General features: G+C 41.5%; 24 protein-coding genes. 7 read left to right on the top strand and 17 right to left on the bottom strand.

The genetic code is table 11. From position 1 onward, the window contains the following. Nucleotides 1–27 precede the first annotated feature (27 nt). The 9 genes from MTO98_RS03980 to MTO98_RS03940 form a co-directional block, all read right to left on the bottom strand. Entirely contained in the window at nt 28–456 is a 429-nt protein-coding gene (locus tag MTO98_RS03980; RefSeq protein ID WP_243485334.1) for a hypothetical protein, read from the bottom strand. Nucleotides 457–733: 277 nt separating this feature from the next. Beyond that, nucleotides 734–1,621: an ATP synthase F1 subunit gamma gene (atpG, locus tag MTO98_RS03975; RefSeq protein WP_243485333.1), complete on the bottom strand. Its 888-nt coding sequence runs from the start codon at nt 1,619–1,621 to the stop codon at nt 734–736. 145 nt (nt 1,622–1,766) lie between these two features. Then, nucleotides 1,767–3,341: a F0F1 ATP synthase subunit alpha gene (gene atpA, locus MTO98_RS03970; RefSeq protein WP_243485332.1), complete on the bottom strand. Its 1,575-nt coding sequence runs from the start codon at nt 3,339–3,341 to the stop codon at nt 1,767–1,769. Nucleotides 3,342–3,384: 43 nt separating this feature from the next. Then, nucleotides 3,385–3,927 (bottom strand): ATP synthase F1 subunit delta, encoded by a 543-nt coding sequence (atpH, locus tag MTO98_RS03965; protein ID WP_243485331.1) that lies wholly within the window; start codon nt 3,925–3,927, stop codon nt 3,385–3,387. Nucleotides 3,928–4,040: 113 nt separating this feature from the next. Continuing rightward, nucleotides 4,041–4,532: a F0F1 ATP synthase subunit B gene (gene atpF / locus MTO98_RS03960; RefSeq protein ID WP_243485330.1), complete on the bottom strand. Its 492-nt coding sequence runs from the start codon at nt 4,530–4,532 to the stop codon at nt 4,041–4,043. Between the two features lie 107 nt (nt 4,533–4,639). Next, nucleotides 4,640–4,849, bottom strand: a complete 210-nt coding sequence (gene atpE / locus MTO98_RS03955; protein ID WP_090530334.1) for an ATP synthase F0 subunit C — start codon at nt 4,847–4,849, stop codon at nt 4,640–4,642. A gap of 47 nt (nt 4,850–4,896) precedes the next feature. Further along, nucleotides 4,897–5,961 (bottom strand): F0F1 ATP synthase subunit A, encoded by a 1,065-nt coding sequence (gene atpB / locus MTO98_RS03950; protein ID WP_371825403.1) that lies wholly within the window; start codon nt 5,959–5,961, stop codon nt 4,897–4,899. A gap of 32 nt (nt 5,962–5,993) precedes the next feature. After that, entirely contained in the window at nt 5,994–6,380 is a 387-nt protein-coding gene (locus MTO98_RS03945) for a hypothetical protein (protein ID WP_243485328.1), read from the bottom strand. Continuing rightward, nucleotides 6,377–6,607 carry an AtpZ/AtpI family protein gene (locus MTO98_RS03940; RefSeq protein ID WP_243485327.1) on the bottom strand — a complete coding sequence of 77 codons (231 nt, stop codon included), beginning with the start codon at nt 6,605–6,607 and terminating at the stop codon, nt 6,377–6,379. Before MTO98_RS03940 ends, MTO98_RS03945 begins: the two co-directional genes overlap by 4 nt. Nucleotides 6,608–6,652: 45 nt before the next feature. On the opposite strand from MTO98_RS03940, the gene MTO98_RS03935 reads away from it, so the two are divergent. The 4 genes from MTO98_RS03935 (at nt 6,653) to uvrC (ending at nt 14,246) form a co-directional block, all read left to right on the top strand. Then, complete coding sequence (locus tag MTO98_RS03935) at nt 6,653–9,643, top strand: tetratricopeptide repeat protein (protein ID WP_243485326.1); 2,991 nt, start codon at nt 6,653–6,655, stop codon at nt 9,641–9,643. A 3-nt stretch (nt 9,644–9,646) separates the two neighbouring features. Beyond that, a complete protein-coding gene (locus tag MTO98_RS03930) occupies nt 9,647–11,911 on the top strand; it encodes a transglycosylase domain-containing protein (protein WP_243485325.1) in 2,265 nt (754 codons plus the stop codon). A gap of 51 nt (nt 11,912–11,962) precedes the next feature. Continuing rightward, nucleotides 11,963–12,346, top strand: a complete 384-nt coding sequence (locus MTO98_RS03925) for a four helix bundle protein (RefSeq protein WP_091215597.1) — start codon at nt 11,963–11,965, stop codon at nt 12,344–12,346. A gap of 79 nt (nt 12,347–12,425) precedes the next feature. After that, nucleotides 12,426–14,246 carry an excinuclease ABC subunit UvrC gene (uvrC, locus tag MTO98_RS03920; protein ID WP_243485324.1) on the top strand — a complete coding sequence of 607 codons (1,821 nt, stop codon included), beginning with the start codon at nt 12,426–12,428 and terminating at the stop codon, nt 14,244–14,246. A gap of 73 nt (nt 14,247–14,319) precedes the next feature. Here uvrC and MTO98_RS03915 read toward each other — a convergent pair whose 3' ends face one another. The 8 genes from MTO98_RS03915 to MTO98_RS03880 form a co-directional block, all read right to left on the bottom strand. Next, nucleotides 14,320–14,715: a hypothetical protein gene (locus tag MTO98_RS03915; RefSeq protein ID WP_243485323.1), complete on the bottom strand. Its 396-nt coding sequence runs from the start codon at nt 14,713–14,715 to the stop codon at nt 14,320–14,322. A gap of 664 nt (nt 14,716–15,379) precedes the next feature. After that, nucleotides 15,380–16,357: a gliding motility protein GldN gene (gene gldN, locus MTO98_RS03910; protein WP_243485322.1), complete on the bottom strand. Its 978-nt coding sequence runs from the start codon at nt 16,355–16,357 to the stop codon at nt 15,380–15,382. 6 nt (nt 16,358–16,363) lie between these two features. Further along, the gene (gldM, locus tag MTO98_RS03905) at nt 16,364–17,881 is read right to left on the bottom strand and encodes a gliding motility protein GldM (protein WP_243485321.1); all 1,518 of its coding nucleotides are present in this window, start codon (nt 17,879–17,881) and stop codon (nt 16,364–16,366) included. Between the two features lie 42 nt (nt 17,882–17,923). After that, on the bottom strand, nt 17,924–18,727 hold the full coding sequence (gldL, locus tag MTO98_RS03900) for a gliding motility protein GldL (RefSeq protein ID WP_243485320.1): 804 nt from the start codon (nt 18,725–18,727) through the stop codon (nt 17,924–17,926). Between the two features lie 65 nt (nt 18,728–18,792). Further along, a complete protein-coding gene (locus MTO98_RS03895) occupies nt 18,793–20,112 on the bottom strand; it encodes an SUMF1/EgtB/PvdO family nonheme iron enzyme (protein WP_243485319.1) in 1,320 nt (439 codons plus the stop codon). Between the two features lie 252 nt (nt 20,113–20,364). Further along, entirely contained in the window at nt 20,365–21,123 is a 759-nt protein-coding gene (locus MTO98_RS03890; RefSeq protein WP_243485318.1) for a uroporphyrinogen-III synthase, read from the bottom strand. Nucleotides 21,124–21,141: 18 nt separating this feature from the next. Beyond that, entirely contained in the window at nt 21,142–22,086 is a 945-nt protein-coding gene (locus tag MTO98_RS03885) for a DUF4271 domain-containing protein (protein ID WP_243485317.1), read from the bottom strand. A gap of 168 nt (nt 22,087–22,254) precedes the next feature. Beyond that, the gene (locus tag MTO98_RS03880; RefSeq protein ID WP_243485316.1) at nt 22,255–22,962 is read right to left on the bottom strand and encodes a hypothetical protein; all 708 of its coding nucleotides are present in this window, start codon (nt 22,960–22,962) and stop codon (nt 22,255–22,257) included. Between the two features lie 105 nt (nt 22,963–23,067). On the opposite strand from MTO98_RS03880, the gene hemW reads away from it, so the two are divergent. The 3 genes from hemW to MTO98_RS03865 all read left to right on the top strand — a co-directional run bounded on the left by hemW (nt 23,068) and on the right by MTO98_RS03865 (nt 26,025). Beyond that, nucleotides 23,068–24,189 (top strand): radical SAM family heme chaperone HemW, encoded by a 1,122-nt coding sequence (gene hemW, locus MTO98_RS03875; protein ID WP_243485315.1) that lies wholly within the window; start codon nt 23,068–23,070, stop codon nt 24,187–24,189. Nucleotides 24,190–24,300: 111 nt separating this feature from the next. After that, a complete protein-coding gene (locus MTO98_RS03870) occupies nt 24,301–24,846 on the top strand; it encodes a fasciclin domain-containing protein (protein WP_243485314.1) in 546 nt (181 codons plus the stop codon). 243 nt (nt 24,847–25,089) lie between these two features. After that, nucleotides 25,090–26,025, top strand: coding sequence for a cupin-like domain-containing protein (locus MTO98_RS03865; protein ID WP_243485313.1), 936 nt, complete (start codon nt 25,090–25,092; stop codon nt 26,023–26,025). The last annotated feature ends 21 nt before the right edge of the window (nt 26,026–26,046 follow it).

The raw sequence follows: 26,046 nt of genomic DNA, 5'->3' as shown, positions 1-26,046 counted from the left end.
ATGTTATCCAATTGGTTAGTATAATTTTCATATGTTATTGTTACCCTCCGGCCTATACAAGATTAATATACTACCAACAAGCATTATTCCTCCACTTAACACCCATAGCCAATATCCCAGCTTATAACCAACTATTGCGGAGTAATTCCCTGCCTCATCTGAGATTATCTGTTTAAAAAATAAAAATGAAAGCATTAAAGCTACCGATATCACACTGGTAATAACCGCATTTAACGGTTTCTTCCTAAAAGAAAACCACGCAATAAATAAGAAAGGATTTGCCAACCAGCTAAAACCTGCGCCTCCAAAACAAAGTCCCAATGGTCCCACGATCAATGCCATGGCCGAATTGCCACAAGAATCTGAAGTACAATAGCATTCCTGCGTGAGAGATATTGCAAACACCAAAATACTTAAATTTAATATTACCTTTTTTAATTTGATCTCTTCCATCATTTAAGCCTATTACGACTCGTTTACTGGTGCTCGTGAAAAGTATATTTGGGCCCCCATTTGATACGAATATAGATTTAGGTTATTGGTTTCGCAAGCAGAATGCTTGCGCCATTTTAGGTCGAAGTTACGCTATCGCTAAACTTCGACCAGTATTCGACCAATATAAAAACCGAAAAGTAAATCCCAAAAATCCTTTAATCCAGTAAATCATGGTTCAGACACCAACAAAAAAGGCTCTCCTTCCGGAAAGCCTTTTCTATATAAAAGTATTTTAAACTTAGTTACCGCCTGAAAGGGCTGCCGCACCGCTCACGATCTCGGTAAGCTCGGTAGTGATGGCTGCCTGGCGGGCCTGGTTGTATGAAAGCTTCAATGATTTCAAAAGCTCACCGGCATTTTCGGTTGCTTTATCCATCGCTGTCATACGGGCACCATGTTCAGATGCATTTGAATCCAATACAGCGCGGTAAAGTTGGATCTTGATATTTTTAGGTATCAATTGCTCAACTATTTCCTGTTGTGACGGCTCAAGGATGTAATCAACGTTAGCAGTTTTAGCCTCTTCCTTTTTCTCAGGTTTTGGCACTGGTAATAATTGCTCAGTGATAAGGTATTGTACCGCAGCGTTACGGAAGTGGTTATACACCAGCTCTACACGGTCATAGTCGCCGTTAACAAAGCCTTGCATAATACTTTCAGTAATTTTTGAAGCATTTTCAAAGTTCAGGTCAAGGTACAGGTCGTTATTGTTACCAATTACGTTGTACTTACGCCTTTGATAAAACTCCTGGCTTTTTTTACCGATAGCAACTATTGAAACATTACCGGCAGCAAGCTGCTTTGAATATTTTTCAGCAATCAGGTTGTTAGCTGTTTTAATAACGTTAGCGTTAAATGCACCAGCCAAACCACGGTTTGATGATACCACAACTACCAATACACGTACCGGCTCACGCTCCTGAAGATAAGGAGAAGTGTTATCCTCCAAACTTGCAGATAAGTTAGCCAGGAGGTCCTTCAACTTACTTGCGTAAGGACGCAGCTGAATAATAGCGTTGGTAGCACGTTTCAACTTAGCAGCCGAAACCATTTTCATAGCCTTGGTGATCTGCTGGGTTGATGATACAGATTTGATCCTGTTTCTTACTTCTTTTAAATTAGCCATTCTTTATTGAGATGTGAGATTTGAGATATGAGATTTGAGATAATCTCATATCTGTACCTTCAATCTGTTTATCTAATTTATATAAAGATGTCAGATGTGGAAGAGACAGGTCTCATATCTCACATCTAACATCTCAAATCTAATATTAATACCTTGCTGACAGTTCTTTAGCTACTGTTTCCAGTACGCCGGTAAGCTGGTCGTCAAATTTACCTGCTTTAAGGGCAGCTAAAACTTCCGGGTGACGAGCTTCTAACTGGTCGGTAAATTCAGCTTCAAATTCCCTTACCTTGTTTACAGGTACGTTACGCATTAAGTTTTTAGTACCCAGGTAAATGATAGCAACTTGTTTTTCAACAGTTACCGGTGAGTATTGACCTTGTTTAAGGATCTCTACGTTACGGATACCTTTGTCAAGCACGTTTTTAGTTGAAGCATCAAGGTCAGAACCGAATTTTGAGAAAGCCTCAAGCTCACGGAACTGTGCCTGGTCAAGTTTCAAAGTACCGGCAACTTTCTTCATTGATTTGATCTGCGCGTTACCACCTACACGTGATACAGAAATACCTACGTTGATAGCCGGACGAACACCTGCGTTAAACAAATTGGATTCAAGGAAGATCTGACCGTCAGTAATTGAAATTACGTTGGTTGGGATGTATGCAGATACGTCACCAGCCTGTGTTTCGATGATCGGAAGCGCTGTTAATGAACCACCGCCTTTAACGATGCCTTTGATAGACTCAGGAAGGTCATTCATTTGCTGTGCGATAGAATCATTTGAGTTGATCTTAGCGGCACGCTCTAATAAACGGCTGTGCAGGTAAAACACGTCACCAGGATAAGCCTCACGGCCCGGTGGGCGACGTAATAACAACGATACCTCACGGTAAGCAACAGCTTGTTTCGACAAGTCATCATAGATGATCAAAGCCGGACGGCCTGTATCACGGAAGTACTCGCCGATTGCAGCACCTGCAAACGGAGCAAAGAACTGCATGGTTGCAGAATCAGATGCGTTTGCAGCAACGATGATTGAGTAAGGCATAGCGCCGTTCTCTTCAAGCGTACGAACGATGTTAGCAACAGTTGATGCTTTTTGTCCGCAGGCTACATATATACAGATTACAGGTTTACCTGCATCGTAAAATTCTTTTTGGTTGATGATAGTATCGATACAAACCGCAGTTTTACCGGTTTGACGGTCACCGATAACCAACTCACGCTGGCCACGGCCGATAGGGATCATCGCGTCGATAGCTTTGATACCAGTTTGTAATGGCTCGGTTACCGGCTGACGGTAGATTACACCCGGAGCTTTACGCTCAAGCGGCATCTCGTAAGTTTGACCGGAGATTGGTCCTTTACCATCGATAGGTGCACCCAAAGTATCAACAACACGGCCAAGCATACCTTCGCCTACGTTAATTGATGCAATCCTGTTGGTACGTTTAACGGTATCACCTTCTTTAATATCGTCAGATTTACCTAACAATACCACACCCACGTTATCTTCTTCAAGGTTAAGTACGATGCCTTGCAATCCAGTGCCAAATTCAACCAACTCGCCCGACTGTACTTTAGTTAATCCATAAACGCGTGCGATACCGTCACCCACCTGGAGTACAGTACCCACTTCTTCTAATTCAGATTCTGACTTGAAGCCGGCCAACTGCTGACGCAAAATTGCTGATACTTCGTCTGGTCTTACCTCTACCATTGTTTAAAATTTATTTAGAGTTTTACTTTTAATACTTAATTAATTATGCTTTTTCAGCAAATTCTTTTTTCATCTTCTTAAGGCTTGCAGCAATGCTGGTATCAACCTGCCTGTCACCTACATTAAGCACAAATCCACCAATTAATGCAGGATCTACTTTAGTATCCAACACAACTGTACCACCGATAGCTTTCTGTAATTCATCTACCAATGTCTTTTTATTGGTGTCAGATAATGTTGTAGCTGATGTAACTTTAGCTTTAGTAATGTTCCTTTTAACGTTGAAAAGGTTGATGTACTCCTGGGCAGTAAAATACAAAACACCGCCACGGCCTTTGTTTATCATCAGCTTAAAGAACAAGATGCTTACTTTAGTTACCTTATTATTAAACACTGCTTCAAGAATACTGATCTTTTTAGCTTGTGAAATAATAGGGTTAGCCAAAACAGCGGCCAGTTCAGAACTTCCTTTTAAAGTATGTAAAAAAAGATCCATATCAGCCTTTACCGCATCAACAATGTTTTGTTCCTGCGCAAGGTCGATAAGTGATTTGGCGTATCTCGATGCTACTGTTACTTCTGACATTTCTTTTTAATTTCGAATTTTCGATTTCGGAATTTTTATTTTGAATTTCGGTGTTTAAATTGTTCAGTAGATACCGGAATAAATCCGAAATCCAACATCCCAGATCCGAAATCTTATAACTTCACTTCTTTCAATAATTGGCTAACCAATTCGTCTTGCTGCTGCTGATCTTCAAATTGCTTGCGAAGGATCTTCTCAGCAATTTCTAAAGATAACGTAGCTACCTGGTTTTTAACATCAGCCAAAGCAATAGCTTTCTGATTGTTAATTTCAACACGGGCAAGCTCAATCATACGTGCACCTTCTTTGTGTGCAAGCTCTTTAGCATCAGATACTATTTGCTCTTTAGCTTTGCGGGCTTCAGACAGGATCAGATCGCGCTCGGCACGGGCTTGTTTAATCAATGCTTCGTTTTCATTGGTTAAACGGCTCATTTCATCCTTAGCAGCTTCAGCTTTCAATAAAGCATCTTCAATTGAACGCTCACGCTCGCCAATAGCGGCCATGATAGGTTTCCAGGCAAATGCCCTTAATAAAATAAGCAAAAACAAAAATGTGACTGTTGTCCAGACAACTAAACCCCAATCAGGTAATACTAACTCCATTTTATGATAACGTTATACTATGATTCTATTAAATTACTTTTCAAGTAAGAACCGGTGTGCAACCAACCGTTACACCAACCGGTCCTTAATTTTTTGAAGGGTAAAAATTAGTGGTTACCCAACAGTGCTACGATCACACCGAAAAGAGCAACACCTTCAACAAGTGCAGCAGCGATGATCATGGCAGTTTGAATTTTTGAAGCAGCTTCCGGCTGACGAGAGATACCTTCCATCGCTTTACCACCGATTTGACCGATACCAATACCAGCACCGATAACTGCTAAACCTGCACCTAATGCAGCAATACTTCCAACCATTGTTTTTAAATTTAAATGAATATAGTGTTATTATTAATTACAAATTATTAATGATGATGCTCCTCAACAGCACTGCCAATAAACAACGCGGTAAGCATTGTAAAGATGAAAGCCTGCAGGAAAGCAACCAGCAACTCAAGCACGTCGATAAACAAAGCGAAAGCTATTGATACCGGCGACACCCAAAGTGTCTGGAATATAAAAATCAAAGAGATCAATGCCAATACAATAACGTGGCCCGCCATCATATTTGCAAACAAACGCACCATTAACGCAAAAGGCTTTGAAAAAATACCAACAATTTCAACCACCCACATGATAGGGTAAAGCCAAAACGGTACGTCAGGAACAAATATGTGTTTCCAATAGTATTTATTACCATTAACGTTAACTACAATAAGGGTAATAACTGCAAGCACCATGGTAAATGCAATGTTACCGGTAAGGTTTGAACCTCCCGGAAAAAACGGCACCATACCAATCAGGTTGTTGATCAGGATAAAAAAGAATATGGTTAACAACAGCGGCATAAACTTAGCATACTTGTAACCAATGTTTGGCAATGCAACCTCATCACGAACAAACAGGATAAGTGGCTCCAATAATGATTGTAAACCTTTTGGTGCTTTACCTACACGTTTTTTGTACGAAGCGGCAACACTACCGAATATGATAATCAGCAATACTACCGACATCCACATCGAAAGCACATTACGGGTAATTGACAAATCAAAAACCTTGGCACTTTCGTCAACGGTTTTACCATCGGCAGCAACAGCTTTTACTTTATCCTTAACAAGTGCGTATGTGTGATACTTGCCTTGATAAACTTCTTCGCCTTCTGCACCGAATTTCGAAGCCATAAAAAACTCCAGTCCACCATCGGTATAAAGCAATACCGGCAGAGGTATCGCAACCTTTCCACCAACGTGGAAATAATGCGAATCTGCAATGTGTTCAAGAATGGTTTCGTTAGGGTCAAATTTTTTGGTTTCCTTACTTTCAACACTTGTTGAAGACTCATTTTTTTCCTGTACAGCGTTAGCTTTTAACGTTACAAACAGCGAAAAAACGCTTAAAATGATACCTAAGGTGATTTTTTTTGAGTTCAAAACAGGGCTAAAATCCATTAACAGTGAGATTTTTACTTTAATTTTTGGTTGCGCAAGGTACGTAACAAACCGTAAATTTCAAAGACGAGGTTAAAGAAATATACGTAAAAAAAATTGGCGATAAATATCACCCCGTTTACTTTGATTTTAACCAAAAAAAACAGGCAAAAAAACATACAGGTCAAAAGTTTGACCATGGTAGCTGCAAGAAACGTTTGGGCATATATTTCCTGGTTAATTTTAGCCACAATCAGTATCGAAATAGTGGTAATAAACGTGAGCCCGGTGATAAAGCCGAATATTAACCAAAAATGAGGATCGATCCAGCCGGCATAGCTTGATCTGCTTAATAAAAACGGCGGCAAAGCTATAATAACAGCAAGCAGCACAAACAATAAGATAACGGTACGCAGTTTCAATTTTTTACAGAGCGGATAACGATATACAAAGAAATAAAAACACCAACAAGAGCCAATGCAGCAGTTGCCCATTTTACATCATGTTTGCCGGCTTCATCAATTTTATAGCCTGCAAAGGTAAAAATACCTATAACAACCACCATTTGGAAACCGATGCTGCTGTATTTGGCATAAGCACTTAAAGGCTTACCAACCTCATCTTCGTTATTTTGTTCATTTTCCGGCATCCGCAAATTTATTAAACCTATTGCATAATCTTTAGTATTTTAGCAATGCTTTTAAACTATCGTATTGCATTGAGGCGATTATCATCATCCTATATATCAAACACCAGCATTTTTTTTCTGTTTGCAGTTATACTAATAGCAGCCGGTTGTTCGCTTGAAAAACAAAGCGGCTTTAACCGCACCATGCAAAACCTTACTGCCCATTACAATATACTTTTCAACGCAAACGAAATTTTAAGGCTTAAGCAGGAAAGCTACACCACCTCCTTTCCTGATGCGTATAATGAGATCCTAAACGTATATCCCGATACTACCACTCAAACAGGCACTCCGGATAAAGACCTGGAGGATGCTATAGTAAAAGCCAACAAGATCATCAGTATCAAGGAACAAAGTCACTACCTGGGCGATGCTTACCTGGTGCTGGGCAAAGCAAGATATTTGGAGGCCAACTATTTTGATGCGATTGAATATTTTAATTATGTAACCCGTTCATTTGGTAAGCAGGCTAATTTGAAACAGGAAGCCCTGGTATGGAAAGCCCGCGGACTCATATACCTTAACCAGTTACCTTTGGCCAAATTGGTAATTGATTCGGCAGTGCAGGATATCAACCCTAAAAAAAATATTACTGCCGATGTTTATGCAGCCAAACTGCAGTATGACATCATAACTCAAAATTATGCCGAAGCCGAAGAGATGGCTAAACTGGCTATCAAATACAGCTATATCAGCAATCTCAAACTCCGCTGGACATTTATTTTAGGCCAGCTACAGGAGCTTAACCTTAAGCCGGCCGATGCCTATGAAAACTATACCCGCATAGTTAAAAGCAATGCAAGCTTTGAAATGGCTTTTAATGCCAATCTTAACCGTATCCGCATTCGCGACAATCAAAATGGTGTTAAGGCAAATAAGATCGATCTGCTGCGTGCCCTGCTTAAAAACAGCGACAATATTGACTTTTTCGACCAGGTATATTATCAGATCGGTGAGCAACAGTTTAAAGCTGGGGAAATCGACAACGCCCTGAAAAGCTATAAAAAATCGGTACGTGTAAGCACCAAAAATCAAAATCAAAAGGGCCTTTCATACTTACGTATTGCAGATATCAACTTTAAAAACAAAGCCGATTATGTAAGCGCCAGGCTTTATTATGACAGCACACTTAATAACCTGTCGGTAAATTATCCGGGATACCAACTTATCCGCAAAAAGGCAGATAACCTGCAGATCCTTACCCGCCTGCTTGAAACCATTTCGCGCGAGGATACCCTGCAGATGCTTGCCGCCTTAGATGAGAAAGCCCGCGATACCCGCATAGATGAAATGGTAGCCCGCAAAACACGCCAGCAGCAACAGGCCGCACTGGAGGCCAGCGCAGGTGCAGCAGCCAATGCCAATAATGGGGTAATGTCAAACACGTTCGACAGGAATAATTCATCGGCCCAAAATAAAACCAGCGGCAGCACATTTTATTTTTACAACAGCAGTGCCATAAGCCAGGGCTATAACGATTTTAAGCGTTTATGGGGCAACCGTAAACTTGAGGATAACTGGCGCCGGAGCAGGCGTTCAAATACGGGTATACCAACAGCCAATACCGGCCTTGGCTCGCAGGTTAATGATCCTGATGCTCCGGTTGGCAGCGTAGCTTATAACAGCACAAACGTATCGGCCGGTACTTACCGGCAGGACCTGGTTAAAAATCTTCCGCTCACCCCAGCCTTGTTACAACAATCAAACATCAGGATCTATAATGCCTATTTTGAAATGGCTAATTTTTACCGCGATGTGCTGGAAGATAAAAAGGAAGCCATTGCCACCTACGAAACTTTGCTTACTCGCTTTCCGCAAAGCAATGACAAGCCTTCAATATACTATAACCTATACAGGCTTTATACAGATATTGACGCTGCAAAATCAACTGATTATAAAAACAGGTTATTAAAAGAGTATCCGGAAAGCGTATTTGCCAAGGTTATTCTTGATCCGGACTATGCCCGTAAACTGGCCGATGTAGACGCGGAATTTAACGGCTTCTATAATGATGTATATGACCAGTATGCTCAAAAACAATACACAAGGGTAATTGAGAAAGCCAATGATCTGCTCAACAAATATCCCGACAACCGGTATGCAGCACAGCTTTATTATCTAAAGGCTTTAGCCGCCGGGCATATGGAAAAGCTGCCCCCCTTTCAAGCCGATTTACAATTGATTGCTGCAAAATACCCGCACGATAAGCTTATTGCCCCCTTGGTTAACCAGCATCTGGCCTACATTGATTCCAACAAAGCCGAAATAGCTGCCCGCCCGGTGGTATTATTTAATGATGATCCTAACGAGATCCCTTTTACCCCGCCGGTAGCATATCAAAAACAAACAGAATACCGCCCGCCGTATACGCCATCGGCCCAAAATATAACGCCCCAGGAGCGTTTGCCTGAAAGGGATACGCGCGTAATAGCAGGGGCCAAAACATCGGCACCTCAAATTCAGCCAACAGTTACCCAGCAGCCAAAACAGCTTGCTTTAACGCAGATCCCGCTGCCGCAACATAAAATGCCTGATACTTCAAGGGATATTGCTGCACAGCCGGCACCAAAACAAAAGGATTCAATTGCAACCACGCCTACGGCTGCTATCAGTAAAACACCCACTGTTACTTACATATTCAGCAAGCGCGATAGCAGCAATTATTACTTTGTGATAAATGTTGCCAGCGGTACAACTAATCTGGCCTCTACACGTTTTGGAGTAGGGCAATTTAACCGTACCCGATATACCCGAAGCGAAGTTATCCACCATGTAAAAAATGTTGGTGATAATAACCAGCTGATTTATGTTGGCCGCTTTTACAGCCTTGACGATGCCAAGGACTACGCCCGCACCATTGTTCCCCTGCTGCCTGATATTATGAAGGTACCAAGGGATAAATACAGCTTTTTTATCATTACCAAAGAAAATCTGGATAAATTAGCAACCCAAAGTATATTGGATAGTTATTTTGACTACTACCAGAAATTTTATTAAAAAATGAGAACCACTAACACAAGGTTTAACTCGAAAAATCAACTTCAGCCCGCAGATATAAGAAGATACAATTGGTATATATGGCGTATTGTGATAGCCCTTTTCTTTTTTGTGGTTATCATGATAACGCTTACCATTTTTGATGTGTTTGGCCAGCTGCCGTCATTCCGCGATCTGGAAAATCCGAAGAGTAACCAGGCTACAGAGATCATCTCGTCGGATAAGCAGGTATTGGGTACTTATTATATTCAAAACCGGTCAAACGTTACTTACCGTGAGCTATCACCAAATGTGATCAATGCGTTGGTTGCTACAGAAGATAAACGCTTTTACGACCACTCGGGCATTGACTTTGGTCGTAGTTTTACCATTTTCGCTCATTTGCTCATCGGGCAAAAACAGGGAGGCAGTACCATAACACAACAGCTGGCGCTTAACCTTTTTTCTGAACGATCAGCCAATCCATTTAAACGGATCATCCAAAAGTTACAGGAATGGGTTACAGCCGTTAAACTTGAACGTCATTACACCAAAGAAGAGATCCTGACCATGTACCTTAACACGGTTGATTTTGGTGCTTATAACACCTACGGTATCAAATCGGCAGCACGTACTTATTTTAATACTACACCCGATAAATTAACGCCCGATCAGGCTGCGCTGTTAATAGGCATGGTTAATGGTCCGGGCATCTATTCACCCATCCGTCACCCGGATAACGCACTTAAAAGGCGTAACCTGGTGCTGAACCGTATGGCCGAGCAAAAATACCTGAGCGACGGACAGGCTGAAGAGTTTAAACAGAAACCTCTTGGTCTTGATTTTCACCAGAACAACCATTTTGATGGCCTTGCGCCTTACTTCCGTTCGGTGTTGAAAAAGGAGCTTCAAAAGATTTTCAAGGAACAAAATATCAACCGCCCGGATGGTAGTCCCTATGATCTTGACCGTGATGGCTTAAAAATATATACTACTATTGACGCCACCATGCAGCAATATGCTGAGGATGCACAGCGCGATTATATGAAGGACTTGCAAGCCCAGTTCAATGATCACTGGCGCGGCCGCAACTTGTACAAAAGCATTCACAACTTTAAGTTTTTACTTGATCAGGGCATGCAAAAGTCTGACAGGTATAAGCAATTGAAACAACAGGAAAAATCTGACGAGGAAATTGAAGAAAACTTCAAGACTAAAACCATGCTCAACCTGTTTACCTGGCATGGCAATATCGATACCATGATGCGCCCTATTGACAGTATTATTTACTGTAAAATGCTTTTGCGGAATGCCCTCATGAGTATGGACCCAACTACCGGTTATGTTAAGGCTTGGGTTGGAGGCACCAATTTTGAACACTTTAAGTACGACCAGGTAAAAAACGGCACACGCCAGGTAGGCTCAACAGCCAAACCATTTACTTATGCCGTGGCTATTGATAATGGCTACTCACCCTGTATGAAGATCAATAACGTACCTGATACCATTCGTGGCTACGGTGCGCCATGGTGCCCACGTTCATCGCCATCCGAAACTTTGCCGGGCTTTATTACTTTAAGGCAGGCGTTGGCACACTCGCAAAACTGGGTAACAGCTCACGTTATGGGCGAAGTTAAACCTGAGCCCGTTGTTGACCTGATCAAGAAAATGGGCATTACTTCTGCAGTGCCGCCTTACCCATCAATTTGCCTGGGTACGTTTGATGCATCCGTTTTTGAAATGACTGCGGCTTATTCGGCATTTGCCAATCATGGCTTATGGACAGAGCCTACTTATATTTTACGTATCGAAGATAAAAACGGCAACGTATTGTATACCCATACGCCACGTGTTGTACAGGCCATGAACCCGCAAACAGCCTATGTAATGACCTACATGCTTAAAGGCGTTATTGAAGATGGCACCGGTTCAAGGTTAACCTACAAATATGGTTTACGCAACCCTATCGGCGGTAAAACAGGTACAACCCAAAATAACTCGGATGGGTGGTTTATTGGTATAACCCCGCAATTGGTTACAGGCTTATGGACAGGTTGCGAAGACCGCGATATCGCATTCCAGAGTACCCGTCTTGGCGAAGGAGCCAATAGCGCCCTGCCTATATTTGCTATGTACATGAAAAAGGTATATGCCAACCAGGCCCTCGGCATTAAAAAGAATGTAGATTTTGATGCGCCGGCAAATGGTGTAAGCATCATACTGGATTGCGGTGCTTACAACCAGCAGCAACAAGGAACTACCGACGTGGATAAGAAATTGGGATTCTGATGGTTCATTGGTTCACTTGTTCATTAGTTCATTGGTAAATAGTTCAATAGTATGAGTCATCACACGCTCGAAGACTTAGAAGTATACAGATTGGCCGATAGTTTCAGTGATGAAATTTGGTTTCTTGTAAGTGGATGGGACTATTTTACCAAGGATACTGTTGGAAAACAAATAGTCCGTTCAGCTGATTCTATCAGTGCGAATATTGCGGAAGGCTATGGAAGGTACCACTACAAAGAAAATCGCAATTTCTGTTACTTTAGTCGTGGTTCAATTTTGGAAACAAAAGGTTGGCTGCAAAAATCAAAGAAAAGGAATCTTATAACCGAGGAGCAATTTAACGATCTGTTTGAAAAACTCCAGGTCATTCATATTAAATTAAATGCATACCTTAAATTCATTGGCAAGCGGAACGGTAACGATAAGGGAGAGTAATAAACGATAAAACACGTTTTATTGGTAAAGCAGAGGGCAATCACCAAGCAGACCAATGAACCAGTGAACTAATGAACTAATGAACCAATTCGACTATAAAAGTGCTTTAAAAAACATCCCTCACAAGCCCGGGGTTTATCAATACTGGGATAGTGAGCAGGAATTGATATATATTGGCAAGGCCAAGGATCTGCGCAATCGCGTTGGTTCGTACTTTAACCAGGATATCCATATCAATGCCAAAACAAGGGTGCTGGTATCCAAGATCCGTGCTATTACTTTCACCATTGTTGACACAGAGGTAGATGCCTGGCTGCTGGAAAACAGCATGATCAAAAAGCATCAGCCGCGTTATAACGTAATGCTTAAGGATGATAAAACCTACCCGTGGATCATCATTAAAAGCGAGAATTATCCGCGTATTTTCTGGACCCGCCGCATAGTTAAAGACGGTTCAAAATACCTTGGTCCTTATGCATCTGTAAGCATGATGCATAACATTTTAGGGCTTATAAAGGAAACTTATCCCCTACGTACCTGCAACCTGCAGCTTACCCGCGAAAATATTGATAAGGGTAAGTTTAAGGTTTGCCTGGAATACCAGCTGGGCAACTGTAAAGGCCCCTGCCAAAACTATCAAACCGAGGCCGACTATGATAACAGTATTGAAGAGATCAAAGATATCCTCAATGGCAAAATAGGTGCAGTGCTTCGTCGTTTAAAAAACGAGATGGAAGCCGCTGCCATGGAGATGAACTTTGAATTAGCCCATCGCCTTAAACGCAAGTTTGAGCTGCTGGAAAATTATCAAAGCAAATCAACTGTTGTTAACTCATCTATTACCGATGTAGATGTTTTCAGCATAGCATCTGAAGAGAAACTGGCTTTCGTTAACTTCCTGAAGGTAATGAACGGCACCATCATTCAAACGCAAACCATCGAGCTAAAAAAACGACTGGATGAAAGCGATGAGGAATTGCTTACACTGGCCATATCCGAGTTCAGGAGCCGTTATAGCAGCGATAGCAAGGAAATCATCGTACCGTTTGATATTGACCTTGAGGACCATCCTAACATCAAATTCACGGTACCCAAACTCGGCGAGAAACGCAAGCTGCTTGATCTTTCGCAAAAGAATGTTCAGTTCTTTAAAAAGGAAAAAATTGACCAGTATGAAAAGCTGAACCCGGAGATCCGTACTGAGCGCTTGCTTACGCAGATGATGAAAGATTTACGCATGAACCAGTTGCCGCGTCATATTGAGTGTTTTGATAACTCCAACTTTCAGGGCAAGTACCCGGTATCGGCCATTGTGGTTTTTAAAGATGGTAAGCCCTCCAAAAAAGATTACCGGCATTTTAATGTTAAAACCGTTGAGGGGCCAAACGATTTTGCCACGATGGAAGAGGCCGTACACCGCCGTTACCGCCGGATGCTTGACGAAGGTACCGAATTACCCCAGCTGATAGTAATTGACGGCGGCAAAGGCCAGTTATCATCTGCCATGCATAGCCTTAAATTATTGGGCATAGATAAAAAAGTAACCGTAATAGGCATCGCTAAACGCCTGGAGGAGCTTTATTATCCTAATGACCAATATCCATTATATCTTGACAAAAAATCGGAAACCCTTAAGGTGATCCAGCACCTGCGCGATGAGGCGCACCGTTTTGGTATTACTTTCCACCGTAAAAAAAGAGACAAGGGCACACTGGTAACCGAGCTTGAACTGATAGAAGGCATAGGCAAAACCACAGCCGAAAAACTGCTTAAATACTTCAAATCGGTAAAAAAGATCCGTGAAGCTAATGAGGAGATACTGCTTGAAGTAGTAAATCTTAAACAGGCTAAAGCGATATTAGCCTATTTTAACACAGGCGCAGACGCCGGACAGGGCTAATCCCTTATTTATTTAAAACAATAAAGGCCGGGTTCAATGAACCTGGCCTTCGTTATATAGTGGAGAGTAATTTTTATTGAGCTATATAGAATGATTTTTGATCGCCATCCCTATAAACGTGAACTGATTTTTTAACCACCTGGTTATTTGTTGTAACCTCCATGGTATATTCACCATCTTCCAATTCGGTTAACACATAGCCTTTACTTACTTCGGTTTTGTTTGTTACGTAATCTTTTAATATAAGCTCATTATTTTTATTGTAAAACCTTACAAATGATTTTCCATCTTCGGATTTCAGGAAGTTTAACTGGATACCGCGGTCATGGTCAAGAGCTTTAAAGCTCACCACTTCTTTGGCTTTAGGGGCAACATCTATTTTACCTTCATCGGCTTTAGCTACTGTAGTAGCAAATACACCTGCGGTTAATAATACAAATAAGGCTGATAATTTTAGTGAGGTTTTCATGGCGTTAAGGTTTTAATGTTTTTAAATATGTTGTGTTGTTGTTTTCAATGATCAAATGAACAACATATATTTTAACTGCTAAAAAGCGTTATACCAGCTGTTGATATAAATAGACAAAGCCCTGAAAGTACTCTGCAAACCCTAAAAACGCACTATTTACCCCACTTTCGGGAGTTGGTCGGATTTTTTGAGGAGTTGGTCGAAAGCTTTAAGTTATTGGTCAGGCGGGAGGTGAGAATGGCCTATAAACTAAAGGGAATAAGTAATGCCAGCGGATTACATCTATGCCCGTCATTATATATTTAAAAATAAAAATACGGTCGACTCTAAAAAGGAATTACAAATAGCGGTCTGTCACCCTGAGCCCGTCGAAGGGTCGCGCGCAGAGGCCCTGCCCACCATGCTTCGAGAACCCCAGCATGACACCATTTTTAATTTATGTAATGTATAGGAACGAAGTAGCTTATTCGCCCTGTAAGATCGTTATGCTTATTGAATAAGATGTTTTGCTATCGCTCAACATGACAAAGAATTACCAGATCGATGTTATTTTACTTTTTTTACTACTCGCTTTTAGTTATCATGATACAATAGGCATATAAAACAAAACGGGCGATGAGTTTTCATCGCCCGTTTTATAAAAATCTTGTTTAATCTTTAACTATTAGTATTGCCAAAGGTTAAGCTCCCAGTCGAGAAGGGATTTCTTGATCCTTTCCGATTCGTAAAGCTTATCAATACCCTGGGCGTAATCTTTTATACGCTCATCTTTATCATTACTTTCTTTTACGATATAACTGGTAAAGATGCGTTTGATAAACACGTCATCAAAACTTAAACCGGTAGCATCGCTGCTGCGGCTAACCACCTCTTTAGTAGCAAGTATCGGGCGGGCTTCCGGGAAATACACCCAGAAAGCAGGCTGAAAGTCGATATCAAGTGAACCTGCGCCTTTAGGTTTAATTAGTGGCGCAATACCTATAATACGAGGCTCAAATACCGAGCGCTGTTTGTCAAATACCCAATCTTCCTTGATCCGGAATTTAAGCACGCTATCCGGGTTAAATTCGCCGGCTACCATGGTAGATGATATAACATTATTATCCTTATCACGTTTTTCAACCACGCTGCTGTCAGATGCTAAACGGCCGCGGGCCTGTGCACCTGTTAAAGGAGTAGTAAAACCGTCACCTCCAGGATCATCTTTTTTACCCGGAGTAGGATCATACGCTGTAAGCTCGCCCCTGCTGATAGCGTCAAGCAATACATCAATTAAACGGCTTTTAGGTGAAGCCAGATATTGATTCATCTTTTCACGCACATCAATTTCACGCCAAACACGTTTTGCAAAGGCAACATCATTTTCGCGCAAGTTAGGATAAGGCGTAACCTTAGCATTTAAAATATTACTCTTTTTGTAGTAGCCATCAAGCGGCCTGTCAAAAGGCTTTGCTGCTATTTTACGTGCAGTATCAAGAGGCTGCTGACTGGTAACGTTATCCGGTTGAACCTGTACAGGTTTTTGCGTTGTTTGTCTGGCGGTGGTTGTCTTTTTTGCAGGCGGTCTTTTGGTGCGCTTTTTTTGAGCAAAGGCACTTACACAAGCCAAACAAAGGATAACAACTAAAATTCTCTTTTTCATACGCGTTTAATTTGCGGATAATACAATTGGGTCAAGTGACCGTGGTGAATGGTCAGGTCCTACCGCGATGATATCCTTAAATATAACCGTAGTTCCTGGTGTAACTGTATTTAAAGCACTGTGCATAGCGCTGGTTAAATCACCACCCGAACCCGATAAAATAATAGCGTCCTGACGTGGTTTTACAACCAGCATAGTAAAGTGTGTTACGTTAAATTTAGCATCAAAGTCAAAGTTATCAAGCTGGGCAAAAAGCCTGTCCTGTGCTTTGATATTGGCCGAACTGGTGTTGCCACCGCTTTTACCTGCAAATTGTGGCTTAGGATCAGGGATTCTTTTGATCCGGAACTCTGTTGAGCCTAATGCAGCTCCTTTGGCACCGCTAACAGAAATCGTAGCTTTACCAATGCTGCTAACTGTAGCTGTGTAGTGGCCACCTGAACCGCTTAAAGAACCGGCGCCGCTAAAATGTACGTTTAAGTCGCCTGCTGCTACACCCGGCGCAGATACCGATATTGGGTTAGGAACACCGATATACAGCACATTCATTTTATCAGGAGAAATAACTGCTGAAGGTCTTGCTACCATGTAAGATCCGCTAATTGGATATGGTTTAGGCGGTCCGTCAACCTGTTTTACTAACAACTGGCCAGTCCAAGTATGCATGCCTTCACCACTCGCGGTAGTTGTGTAAGTACCGACACCATTGCTGGTTGGTATCGATGCGCCCCCCACAGTAATGCTCGGGTTTGAGTTTTGATCATAAGCAGACAAATAAATTTCTGCCTTGTAAGGCTGCCCTGCAATTACATAGTTGCTTGACGGCACTACTACAGCTTTAAATTGATTTAAAGTTACCTGCGCCTGGTCAATTTTACCCAATATCTTTTTTACAACCTCATTTTCGGCATTTTTATTATCGGTTTGTATTTTGGCTAATGTGGTAAGTGTTGCTCCCAACGGAATACCATCTCCAAAGTTGGCTTCCTGCCATGATTTTTTCACATCACCATGCGGCTTAGGCGCTGTGGTATTTAGCGAAAACTGTACACCAACGCTATCTTTACCTAATGCTTCCAGTAACTTTTCACGGGTTTCATCAATCTTAGCCTTAAGCTTTTCTCCATTTCTTTGGTTGATCATGATGCGGGGAGAGATATCCAGGTTGTCCCTGCCATCAACATCATCGATCTCTTTGTTAATACCGCCACCTTCTGCAATCAACTTAGCTTTTAACTCCTCTATATAAGTATTTAGCTCAGCAGCTATAGCGCTTGCATGTTTAGCCTTATCTAAAATAAGCTTAGCTCTTTCTGGCTGTTCTTTTAGCTTGGAAGCTTCAAAAGCGCTGTATGTAGCCTGTAAGCCAGTATCAACGTTTTTGGTTGATGCATCCAAACTATTAGTAATATTCTTAAACGCGTCTAACAGGCTATCCGGTACGTTAAGGGCAATCAGGCCCAATAGTACCAGGTATAGTATACCTATCATTCGCTGTCTTGGGGTTTCCTTACCTCCGGCCATCTATTCTAATTCTTTTCTTGGTAATCAATCAATTAATTATAATTAAACACGCGGCTGGTTCATGGCCGTAAGCATGTTACCATAAATGGAGTTTAATGACGCCAGGTTTTTAGCCAAACGACCAACCTCTTCCTTGAACTGTTTTGAATCATCCATTGATTCATTGAAGTTGTTCATGGTAAGCGCAAGGTTCTGGTAAAATTTATTCATTGATTTTAAGTGCGCGCTTGAATCTTGCAGCTCAAGCTCGTATACGGCATTAAGTGCCGATAAGTTTTTAGCCAATTGATTAACCTGGTCATGGTAAGCTTTTGAATCAATGTTTGAATTAGCCATTTCGGTTAAATTGGCCGATGCCTTTTCAAATGAATTGCTCAGCTTATCATAACTTGCAGTTGCATCTTTAACTTTAGCGGTAAAAGCTATGGTAGCTTCACCCGCGTCGGTAACGCGTGATATGGCAGCTACTTTATCGCCAAATGTGCGTAAGCCATCACCAAGGCTGCGTACCAGTTCAGGGCCAATTTTAGCATCTTCCATCATTTTATCCAAAGCAGCAGTTGTTGACGGGCCTGCATTACTGCTCCCACCCCTTACTGTTGATTTTGGAAGTTCGCCCTGAAAATCTTCGCTTAGTTCGGGATACACACGCACCCAGTCAATTTCTTTGTCTTCTCTCTGAAAACCTAATATAAAAAACAGTATAGCTTCAGTAATAAGCCCTCCCGCTATCCAGTAGGTGGCACCAGGCCAGTGCAAAATCTTAAACATTAACCCTATAATCACCACTGTAGCACCCCATGATACGATGTTACCTATTCCGTAAGGTTTTTTCTTTCCAGCCATAATAATAATTCAGAAGTAAACTTTTTATTTTTTGATTTGATTTGCTTGCTCTAACTAATTTTCAATTAGCGTTTATCTGTGATGTCGCGCCCTAAATAATGGGTTACACAACGGAAACCGATATATGATTTAGCGGTATCCTGGTATTCGTAGGTCCGGGTTGAATTTTGAAGAAAATATCCCACATCTTTCCATGAACCGCCGCGTACAACTTTACGTTTCAATATTTCGGGGTCGGTAGATTTAGCTTCGTAATTAAAGGTTGGGGCAAGGTCATGCACAAATGTCGATGCCGATTCGTCAAAGGCAGATAGTGTCCATTCGGCCACGTTGCCTGCCATATTATATAACCCATAATCGTTAGGGAAATATGAACGGACCGGAACTGTATACGCACCACCATCGTCAGTGTAATTACCACGACCAGGCTTAAAGTTTGCCAGCAAACAACCTTTGGCGTTTTTAATGTAAGGACCACCCCATGGATAATCTGTACCAATCCTGCCACCACGGGCTGCGTATTCAAACTCAGCTTCTGTAGGTAAACTGTAAGGTGCACGGTGAGGTAAACGACGTTTATCTTTGTAAGCATCATTGTAACGTGTACGCCATACGCTGTAAGCCCTTGCTTGTCTCCAGGTTACACCTACAACCGGATAATTGCGGAATGCCGGATGTGAAAAATAACTTTCAACCATTGGCTCGTTTGCTGCATATGAAAAATCACTCAGCCATACAAGCGTATCAGGATATACGGCAACAGTATCACGAACAATGAAGTCAGAACGGCGCTTGGTTTTATCGTTATGATGATCAGCAGCATCGCGCAGGGTAAACAGCGCGTAGTTATATTTCAGCAAACGCACGTCAACCTCATTACGATCAAACACGCGGTCATCGCCCTGGTAATACATGCCCTGTAATTTCTGAGCATTGCTTGCCTGGCCGCCCTTGCTGCTCCAGATAGGATTTTTCTTTACAAAATCCCAGTTGATGAATCTTTTACCACCTGCATTGTTATTTCCGGCACCAGCTTTTGGCTGGATGAAATATTTGTTATCGTTGATATAATTTGAGATAGCTATCGAATCGCGCACCCAGTTCACAAACATTTTGTACTGACTGTTACTGGTTTCGGTTTGATCCATAAAAAAGGGAGAAACAGTAACCTGCTTGGTTTGTGCAATTTGGGCAAAGGTTACATCCTGATCAGTTTGCCCCATAAGGAAGCTACCGCCCGGAATATAAACCATACCGTATGGAACTTCGGCCCTGAATGACCTTGCAGGTACACCCACAACTTCCCCCCTGTCACCGCCGCCACGACCGCAACCACTTAATACACTACCTGCTAAAACTACTATTAAAAAGTATATCTGCTTCATTTTACAATTCAAAATCAGTTATATAACTATAACACAATGCGACGCCCGAATATATTACATTTTACTCAATGTAAGCTATAAAAAACGATATTTTGGCCTCTTGAACCGATAAACTGTGTAGTTATCTTACCAATACAGCACAAAACGCCATATAATTAACAAACCGCTAACCAATTGTTAATATGACAATTAGTTAGCGGTTATACGGGTAAATACTGCAAAAAGTTGCAGCCGGTTAAATAAATTTCTAAATTACTTATTTACAAGCTTAACATACTGCTCTATAGCCATCGTCATTGACGGAGCGCCTGGAGTTGGAGCCGGTACATCCAAAATTAAACCAGCTTCAAGCACTGCCTTATGGGTAGTTGCACCAAAAGCAGCTATGCGGGTATTATTTTGTTTAAAATCGGGAAAGTTTTTATACAACGACTGGATACTTGACGGGCTAAAAAATGCAATAACATCGTAAAACACATCGGCCAGGTCAGAGAGATCACTGCAAACAGTACGGAAAAGCACTGCCGGAGTAAAATTATATCCATTCTCCAGCAAAAAGCGCTGTGTTTCTTCGGCAGCCACATCCGAGCATGGGTAAAGAAATTTTTCGGACGAATGTTTTTTCAATACCTCAGCAAGATCGGCAGCTGTTTGCTTGCCAAAAAATATCTTACGCTTACGGTACTGGATATACTTTTGAAGATAAAGTGCTATGGTTTCTGAAAGGCAGAAATATTTCATTTCAACCGGCACCTCAAACCGCATTTCTTCGCATATACGGAAAAAATGATCGGCCGAGTTACGACTGGTAAAGATCACCGCGCTAAAATCAGCCAGGTTTATCTTTTCTTTTCTGAAATCCTTTGCGGGCACACCCTCAACATGAATAAATGATCTGAAATCAATTTTCAGGTTAAGCTTTTTAGCCAGCTCGGCATAAGGATTTTTATCATTTTCGGGCTTAGGCAAAGTAACCAGTATGCTTTTAACCTTTTTCTTTCTATCTTCCAATTCAGTGCTTTTAATAACCTAAATTTTAATATTCAATGCCTTTATTAAAATCAAAACAGGGCAAATTTCGAGGGCACAAAGATACGTAAATAAATAAAACTTATGAAATCGAATGGTAGAAATTATATTTACGCTGCTCCTGATATATTGCCATATAAAAATTACGATGATTATAATAAGCGTAGCTGTCAGTAAAACCGGGATATATTGTGCCCCAAGAAGGCTAAAACAAATAACCACTGGCAAAAAAACAAACGCAATGTTAAAATAGGTAAGATGCAGAATATTTAGGTACTCGCTCACCAGCTTATTAATATCAAACACAAATCCTAAAAACTTGAGTATTAAAAACTTGAGCGAAAACAGCACGATGATTACAATAGTCAGAAAAGTAAACAGCCCGCTTCCTGCTATTTTATAATAAACGCCTTTGTATGCCGCCAGCTGGTATAAAAACAAACCAAACGTGGCGCAAAACAACAAAAATAAACCAAGAAAGGCCCATGAACTTACCGGGCTTTCTTCTTTACCGGCTATTGAAAGTACCCGTTTACTATAAAAAGATGTAAATACGTTACTCACATCTTTGCTTAAGGCAAGGTTAAGAATAGCCGTGTACAATAGCATAACGATAATGATCACAATGATCCATGGATCGCGAGAGGGACGATAATGGCCTTCCATCACCCTGCTTTTTGATCTTGAATGAATGTCCAGAAAACCGTAACCGTGGTATAATTCCCTGGCAAAAACGCTATCAGCATATTCGGCGCGCATGGCTGCATCAGGCACCCGAAGGTAACGCATAGCTACAGAATCAGCTATAAACTTATCCCTGTTTTGCATAGCGTTAGCCACCGAATCAAGCACCGAGTTACCTGGACGAAAAGCACGCACAGGCAATTTTACAGTCGTGTCGGCAACTGTTGAATCCTGCTGCGCAAAAGCAGCAACACTATTCAACAAAAAAAGCAGGCAACACCAAATAACCAAATGAGTCCTCAAAGCTTAAAACAGGGCTTATTATTTTTTTGCAAAAGTAGGGTAATTATCTGAACCAGAATTTCATGAACAAACTTTTTTTTGAACTTATTTCAAGTGGTTTACCACATACCACTTAATTGAAATAAATTATTTAGTGGTGCCGGTAGCAGCCCAGAATACCAGGTACCCGTTATTATCTTTACTAACAGTTATTTTTTCAAGAATCCGCTTCGGATCGGGGTGGATATTCAGCACGTCAATATTATGATGATCGCTTTCAGTCATCTTATTTCCAGGCCCCCATTTAGCCTGGTCATGAACAACATAGCTTATGTTTGGGTCATTTTCGGGAATATCGGCATAATAATCGGGTAAGAGAAAATCCCTGGTTTCGCTGCCATCGGTATAACTTAGCCTGATATGCAGTTGCGATGCCCCCTCTGAACTGGTAAGGCTCAAATACAGGCCCGAATATTTTTTATGAGGTACCTCGAAGCTAAAACTATCAATGCCGGCAACATTTCGGGTTTGGTTTCCTTTGTCTCCATTTGTGTAATGAAGCATTATTGCAGGATGAGATGAATTGGCGGGTATCAGCGGGTCATCCGGTAAAGCATGTGCATTTTTATCGCCATTGAGTTTTGCGGCGGCAGCGGTGAGGTAACCATCCCCTTTACCCCCTCCATCAATGCCGGTCACCCAGCTTTGCAACTTACCATTGGTAACAGTAGTTACCGGACGGGCATTAAATAGTTTGTGAATATTAACCTGGATAGTTTTGTTGCTTTGCTGACCATTGGCCATAACCCCCAACAACAAAAACATATATAAAAATATAGTCCTTTTTAAGTTCATAATCTGAAATAATTGATAACTAAAGATAAAGAAAGAAAAATGCCTTTGTGGCTTATTCACCAATACCAACTTTAGTCAAAAAAATAATTGCATTACCTTTGCCCCATGGCAGGAATTTACATACACATCCCCTTTTGCAAACAGGCTTGCCATTACTGCGATTTTCATTTCAGTACATCACTAAAATATAAGGATGAAATGCTGCACGCTTTGGTTAGCGAAATCAAACTGCAAAAGAGCTATCTCAACGGCGAAACTATCGAAACTATTTATTTTGGCGGTGGTACCCCTTCTATTTTAAATGGCGACGAGATCAGCGGGATCATCAATACTGTTACCGAACTCCACACCGTATCATCAACGGCCGAAATAACTTTAGAGGCTAATCCCGATGATCTGAAAGCGGATAAGCTCAAAAACCTTAGGCAAACACCGGTCAATCGCTTCAGTATAGGGATTCAATCGTTTTTTGATGAGGATTTGGTTTGGATGAACCGTGTACACCGCGGGCAGGAAGCCGAGTCGTCGGTAAAACGGGCGCAGGATGCCGGTTTTGAAAACATTACTGTCGACCTGATTTATGGATACCCCATGCTTAGCGATACCAAATGGAAACAAAACCTGGATAAGGTATTTGAGCTAAATGTTCCGCATATATCTACCTACTCCATGACGGTTGAACCGCAAACTGCACTGGCAGCTTTCATCAGCAAAAAAAGGCAGCCGCCCATGAACGAGCAGCAAAGCGCCGGGCAGTTTATGGTGCTGATGGATGCCATGCAGGCACATGGTTTTGAACACTATGAAATTTCCAATTTTTGCAAGCCGGGCCAGTATTCACGCCATAATTCCAACTACTGGAAAGGAATAAAATATTTAGGTATTGGCCCATCGGCCCATTCCTATAATGGCGATACGCGACAGTGGAACATAGCCAATAATGCCAAATACATGCAAGTGCTCGAAACCGGAAAACTACCTGCCGAAACGGAGGAACTAACCGAAGAAAACCGCCTGAACGAGTATATTATGACATCGGTACGCACCATTTGGGGGCTCGACCTGAACCAGCTTAACCGGATAGCCAAAGGTGCATCTGACGAATTACTTAAAGCTGCAGCCGAATACTTTGACAGGGAATGGATCACTCAAAAAGACAATGTGATTTATTTGACACCTATGGGCAAATTGTATGCAGATAATGTAGCCGGCGGCTTATTTTTTTAAACCATTTGCCTCATCAACGGTCAATACATTGTTACAAAGCAAAATAGTGTTTGAAACTGTTTAGCTTTACTAACCGTATCTTTAAAGGATACGCATCCTGACTATTAAATTATGAAAAAACTATTCATCGCAGCCTTTGCAGTACTTATTTGTGCCGCTGCTCCAAAAGCCTACGCTCAAAAAACAGTTGGCGGCGCCGTTATGTCGCCCGCAAAAAACATTGTACAAAACGCATCCGGTTCAAAAGATCATACCACACTTGTGGCAGCTATAAAAGCAGCAGGCCTTGCGCCAACACTATCAGCAGCAGGACCTTATACTGTATTTGCACCAACTAATGAAGCATTTGCCAAATTACCGGCCGGCACAGTTGATAACCTGATGAAACCAGCTAACAAGGCAGGGCTCATCAAAACTTTAACCTACCATGTAGTATCCGGCAAATTTACATCTGCCGACTTGCTGACCAAGGTAAAAGAAGGTAAAGGCAAAACGGAGTTAAGCACACTAAGCGGCGGTACAATAACGGTAATGTCTCAGGGGGCCAAGCTATATCTCGTTGACGAAAAAGGGGGCAAATCCTGGATCACCATTAACGATGTTGCCCAAAGCAACGGTGTTGTTCATGTAGTGAATGCAGTGCTGATGCCAAATTAAGTTTGCAGTTGCCCATAGGCAGTTTGCAGTTATCTATAGGCGATTTTATTAAAAGAATGCCGTTAGCTAAAACCGCTAACGGCATTCTTTTTTCCATCAAAACTGCAAACCAAAAAAGAAAACTGCCCGCTGCAAACGGCAAATTGCCAACTAAAAAACTGTCATTATAGTTTCAAAATCCTCTTAATTCGTTTACATATTTTTTACAAAGAATTAATTTTGGCCGTTAATTAATTTGTGAAAATGAGTATAAAGCTTACACCTATTGACAGTGTAGACAATATAAGCAAAGAGGATTTTGTTAACAATTACTTAAATCCACGCAAACCGCTTATAATCCGTAAAGCGACTGAAAGCTGGCCCGCCCTTCAAAAATGGACTTTTGAATATCTGAAAGAAGTTGTTGGCGATCAAACCGTTCCGCTGTATAACAGTTCAAAGGCCGATCCATCTAAAGCTATCAATGCCTCAGCAACTGAAATGAAGTTTGGCGATTACATCGATCTCATCCAAAAACAGCCTACCGATTTAAGGATCTTCCTTTTCGACCCAATTAAACACGCCCCCAGATTACTGGACGATTACCGTTCTCCATCTGATTTGATGGGCGGCTTCCTTGATAAATATCCCAACATGTTTTTTGGCGGTGCCGGTTCGGTAACGTTTTTACACTACGACATTGACCTTGCGCACATTTTCCATACACATTTTAATGGCCGTAAACACGTGATGCTGTTTGACCAGAAATGGACCGAACGCCTGTACTGCATTCCGTTTGCCACCTATGCCCTTGAAGATTACGACATCGAAAATCCGGATTTTACCAAATTTCCGGCACTTGACGGTATTGAAGGCCAGGAAGCTATTTTAGAGCACGGCGATACCTTGTTCATGCCTACCGGCTACTGGCACTGGATGAAATACCTTACCGGTTCATTCTCCATTTCTTTACGTGCATGGGATAAATCATGGGCTATTAAAGCCAAAAGTTTATACAATTTAACCGTACAGCGCAAGTTTGACAATATCATGAAGGCCCGCTTTAAAAAGGAATATATGGACTGGAAAGAGGGCCTGGCTATTAAACGTGCCAATAACGCACTGCTTCAGGCAGGCCATAATATTAAGAATATATTTATACTACTTTGGGGTTTATTTCGTTATTTTGAATGCTTTTAAATAGGTAAGAAACAATACTGT

This window comes from Mucilaginibacter sp. SMC90 (genome assembly GCF_022811725.1).
Classification (GTDB): Bacteria; Bacteroidota; Bacteroidia; order Sphingobacteriales; family Sphingobacteriaceae; genus Mucilaginibacter.
This window is presented reverse-complemented; position numbering and strand designations above follow the sequence as displayed.

What these genes read in the sequence shown, in the direction of transcription:
- MTO98_RS03980 (WP_243485334.1), bottom strand. Translation starts at nt 456, where the DNA reads ATGATGGAAGAGATCAAATTAAAAAAGGTAATATTAAATTTAAGTATT.
- atpG (WP_243485333.1), bottom strand. Translation starts at nt 1,621, where the DNA reads ATGGCTAATTTAAAAGAAGTAAGAAACAGGATCAAATCTGTATCATCA.
- atpA (WP_243485332.1), bottom strand. Translation starts at nt 3,341, where the DNA reads ATGGTAGAGGTAAGACCAGACGAAGTATCAGCAATTTTGCGTCAGCAG.
- atpH (WP_243485331.1), bottom strand. Translation starts at nt 3,927, where the DNA reads ATGTCAGAAGTAACAGTAGCATCGAGATACGCCAAATCACTTATCGAC.
- atpF (WP_243485330.1), bottom strand. Translation starts at nt 4,532, where the DNA reads ATGGAGTTAGTATTACCTGATTGGGGTTTAGTTGTCTGGACAACAGTC.
- atpE (WP_090530334.1), bottom strand. Translation starts at nt 4,849, where the DNA reads ATGGTTGGAAGTATTGCTGCATTAGGTGCAGGTTTAGCAGTTATCGGT.
- MTO98_RS03940 (WP_243485327.1), bottom strand. Translation starts at nt 6,607, where the DNA reads ATGCCGGAAAATGAACAAAATAACGAAGATGAGGTTGGTAAGCCTTTA.
- MTO98_RS03935 (WP_243485326.1), top strand. Translation starts at nt 6,653, where the DNA reads ATGCTTTTAAACTATCGTATTGCATTGAGGCGATTATCATCATCCTAT.
- MTO98_RS03930 (WP_243485325.1), top strand. Translation starts at nt 9,647, where the DNA reads ATGAGAACCACTAACACAAGGTTTAACTCGAAAAATCAACTTCAGCCC.
- MTO98_RS03925 (WP_091215597.1), top strand. Translation starts at nt 11,963, where the DNA reads ATGAGTCATCACACGCTCGAAGACTTAGAAGTATACAGATTGGCCGAT.
- uvrC (WP_243485324.1), top strand. Translation starts at nt 12,426, where the DNA reads ATGAACCAATTCGACTATAAAAGTGCTTTAAAAAACATCCCTCACAAG.
- MTO98_RS03915 (WP_243485323.1), bottom strand. Translation starts at nt 14,715, where the DNA reads ATGAAAACCTCACTAAAATTATCAGCCTTATTTGTATTATTAACCGCA.
- gldN (WP_243485322.1), bottom strand. Translation starts at nt 16,357, where the DNA reads ATGAAAAAGAGAATTTTAGTTGTTATCCTTTGTTTGGCTTGTGTAAGT.
- gldM (WP_243485321.1), bottom strand. Translation starts at nt 17,881, where the DNA reads ATGGCCGGAGGTAAGGAAACCCCAAGACAGCGAATGATAGGTATACTA.
- gldL (WP_243485320.1), bottom strand. Translation starts at nt 18,727, where the DNA reads ATGGCTGGAAAGAAAAAACCTTACGGAATAGGTAACATCGTATCATGG.
- MTO98_RS03895 (WP_243485319.1), bottom strand. Translation starts at nt 20,112, where the DNA reads ATGAAGCAGATATACTTTTTAATAGTAGTTTTAGCAGGTAGTGTATTA.
- MTO98_RS03880 (WP_243485316.1), bottom strand. Translation starts at nt 22,962, where the DNA reads ATGAACTTAAAAAGGACTATATTTTTATATATGTTTTTGTTGTTGGGG.
- hemW (WP_243485315.1), top strand. Translation starts at nt 23,068, where the DNA reads ATGGCAGGAATTTACATACACATCCCCTTTTGCAAACAGGCTTGCCAT.
- MTO98_RS03870 (WP_243485314.1), top strand. Translation starts at nt 24,301, where the DNA reads ATGAAAAAACTATTCATCGCAGCCTTTGCAGTACTTATTTGTGCCGCT.
- MTO98_RS03865 (WP_243485313.1), top strand. Translation starts at nt 25,090, where the DNA reads ATGAGTATAAAGCTTACACCTATTGACAGTGTAGACAATATAAGCAAA.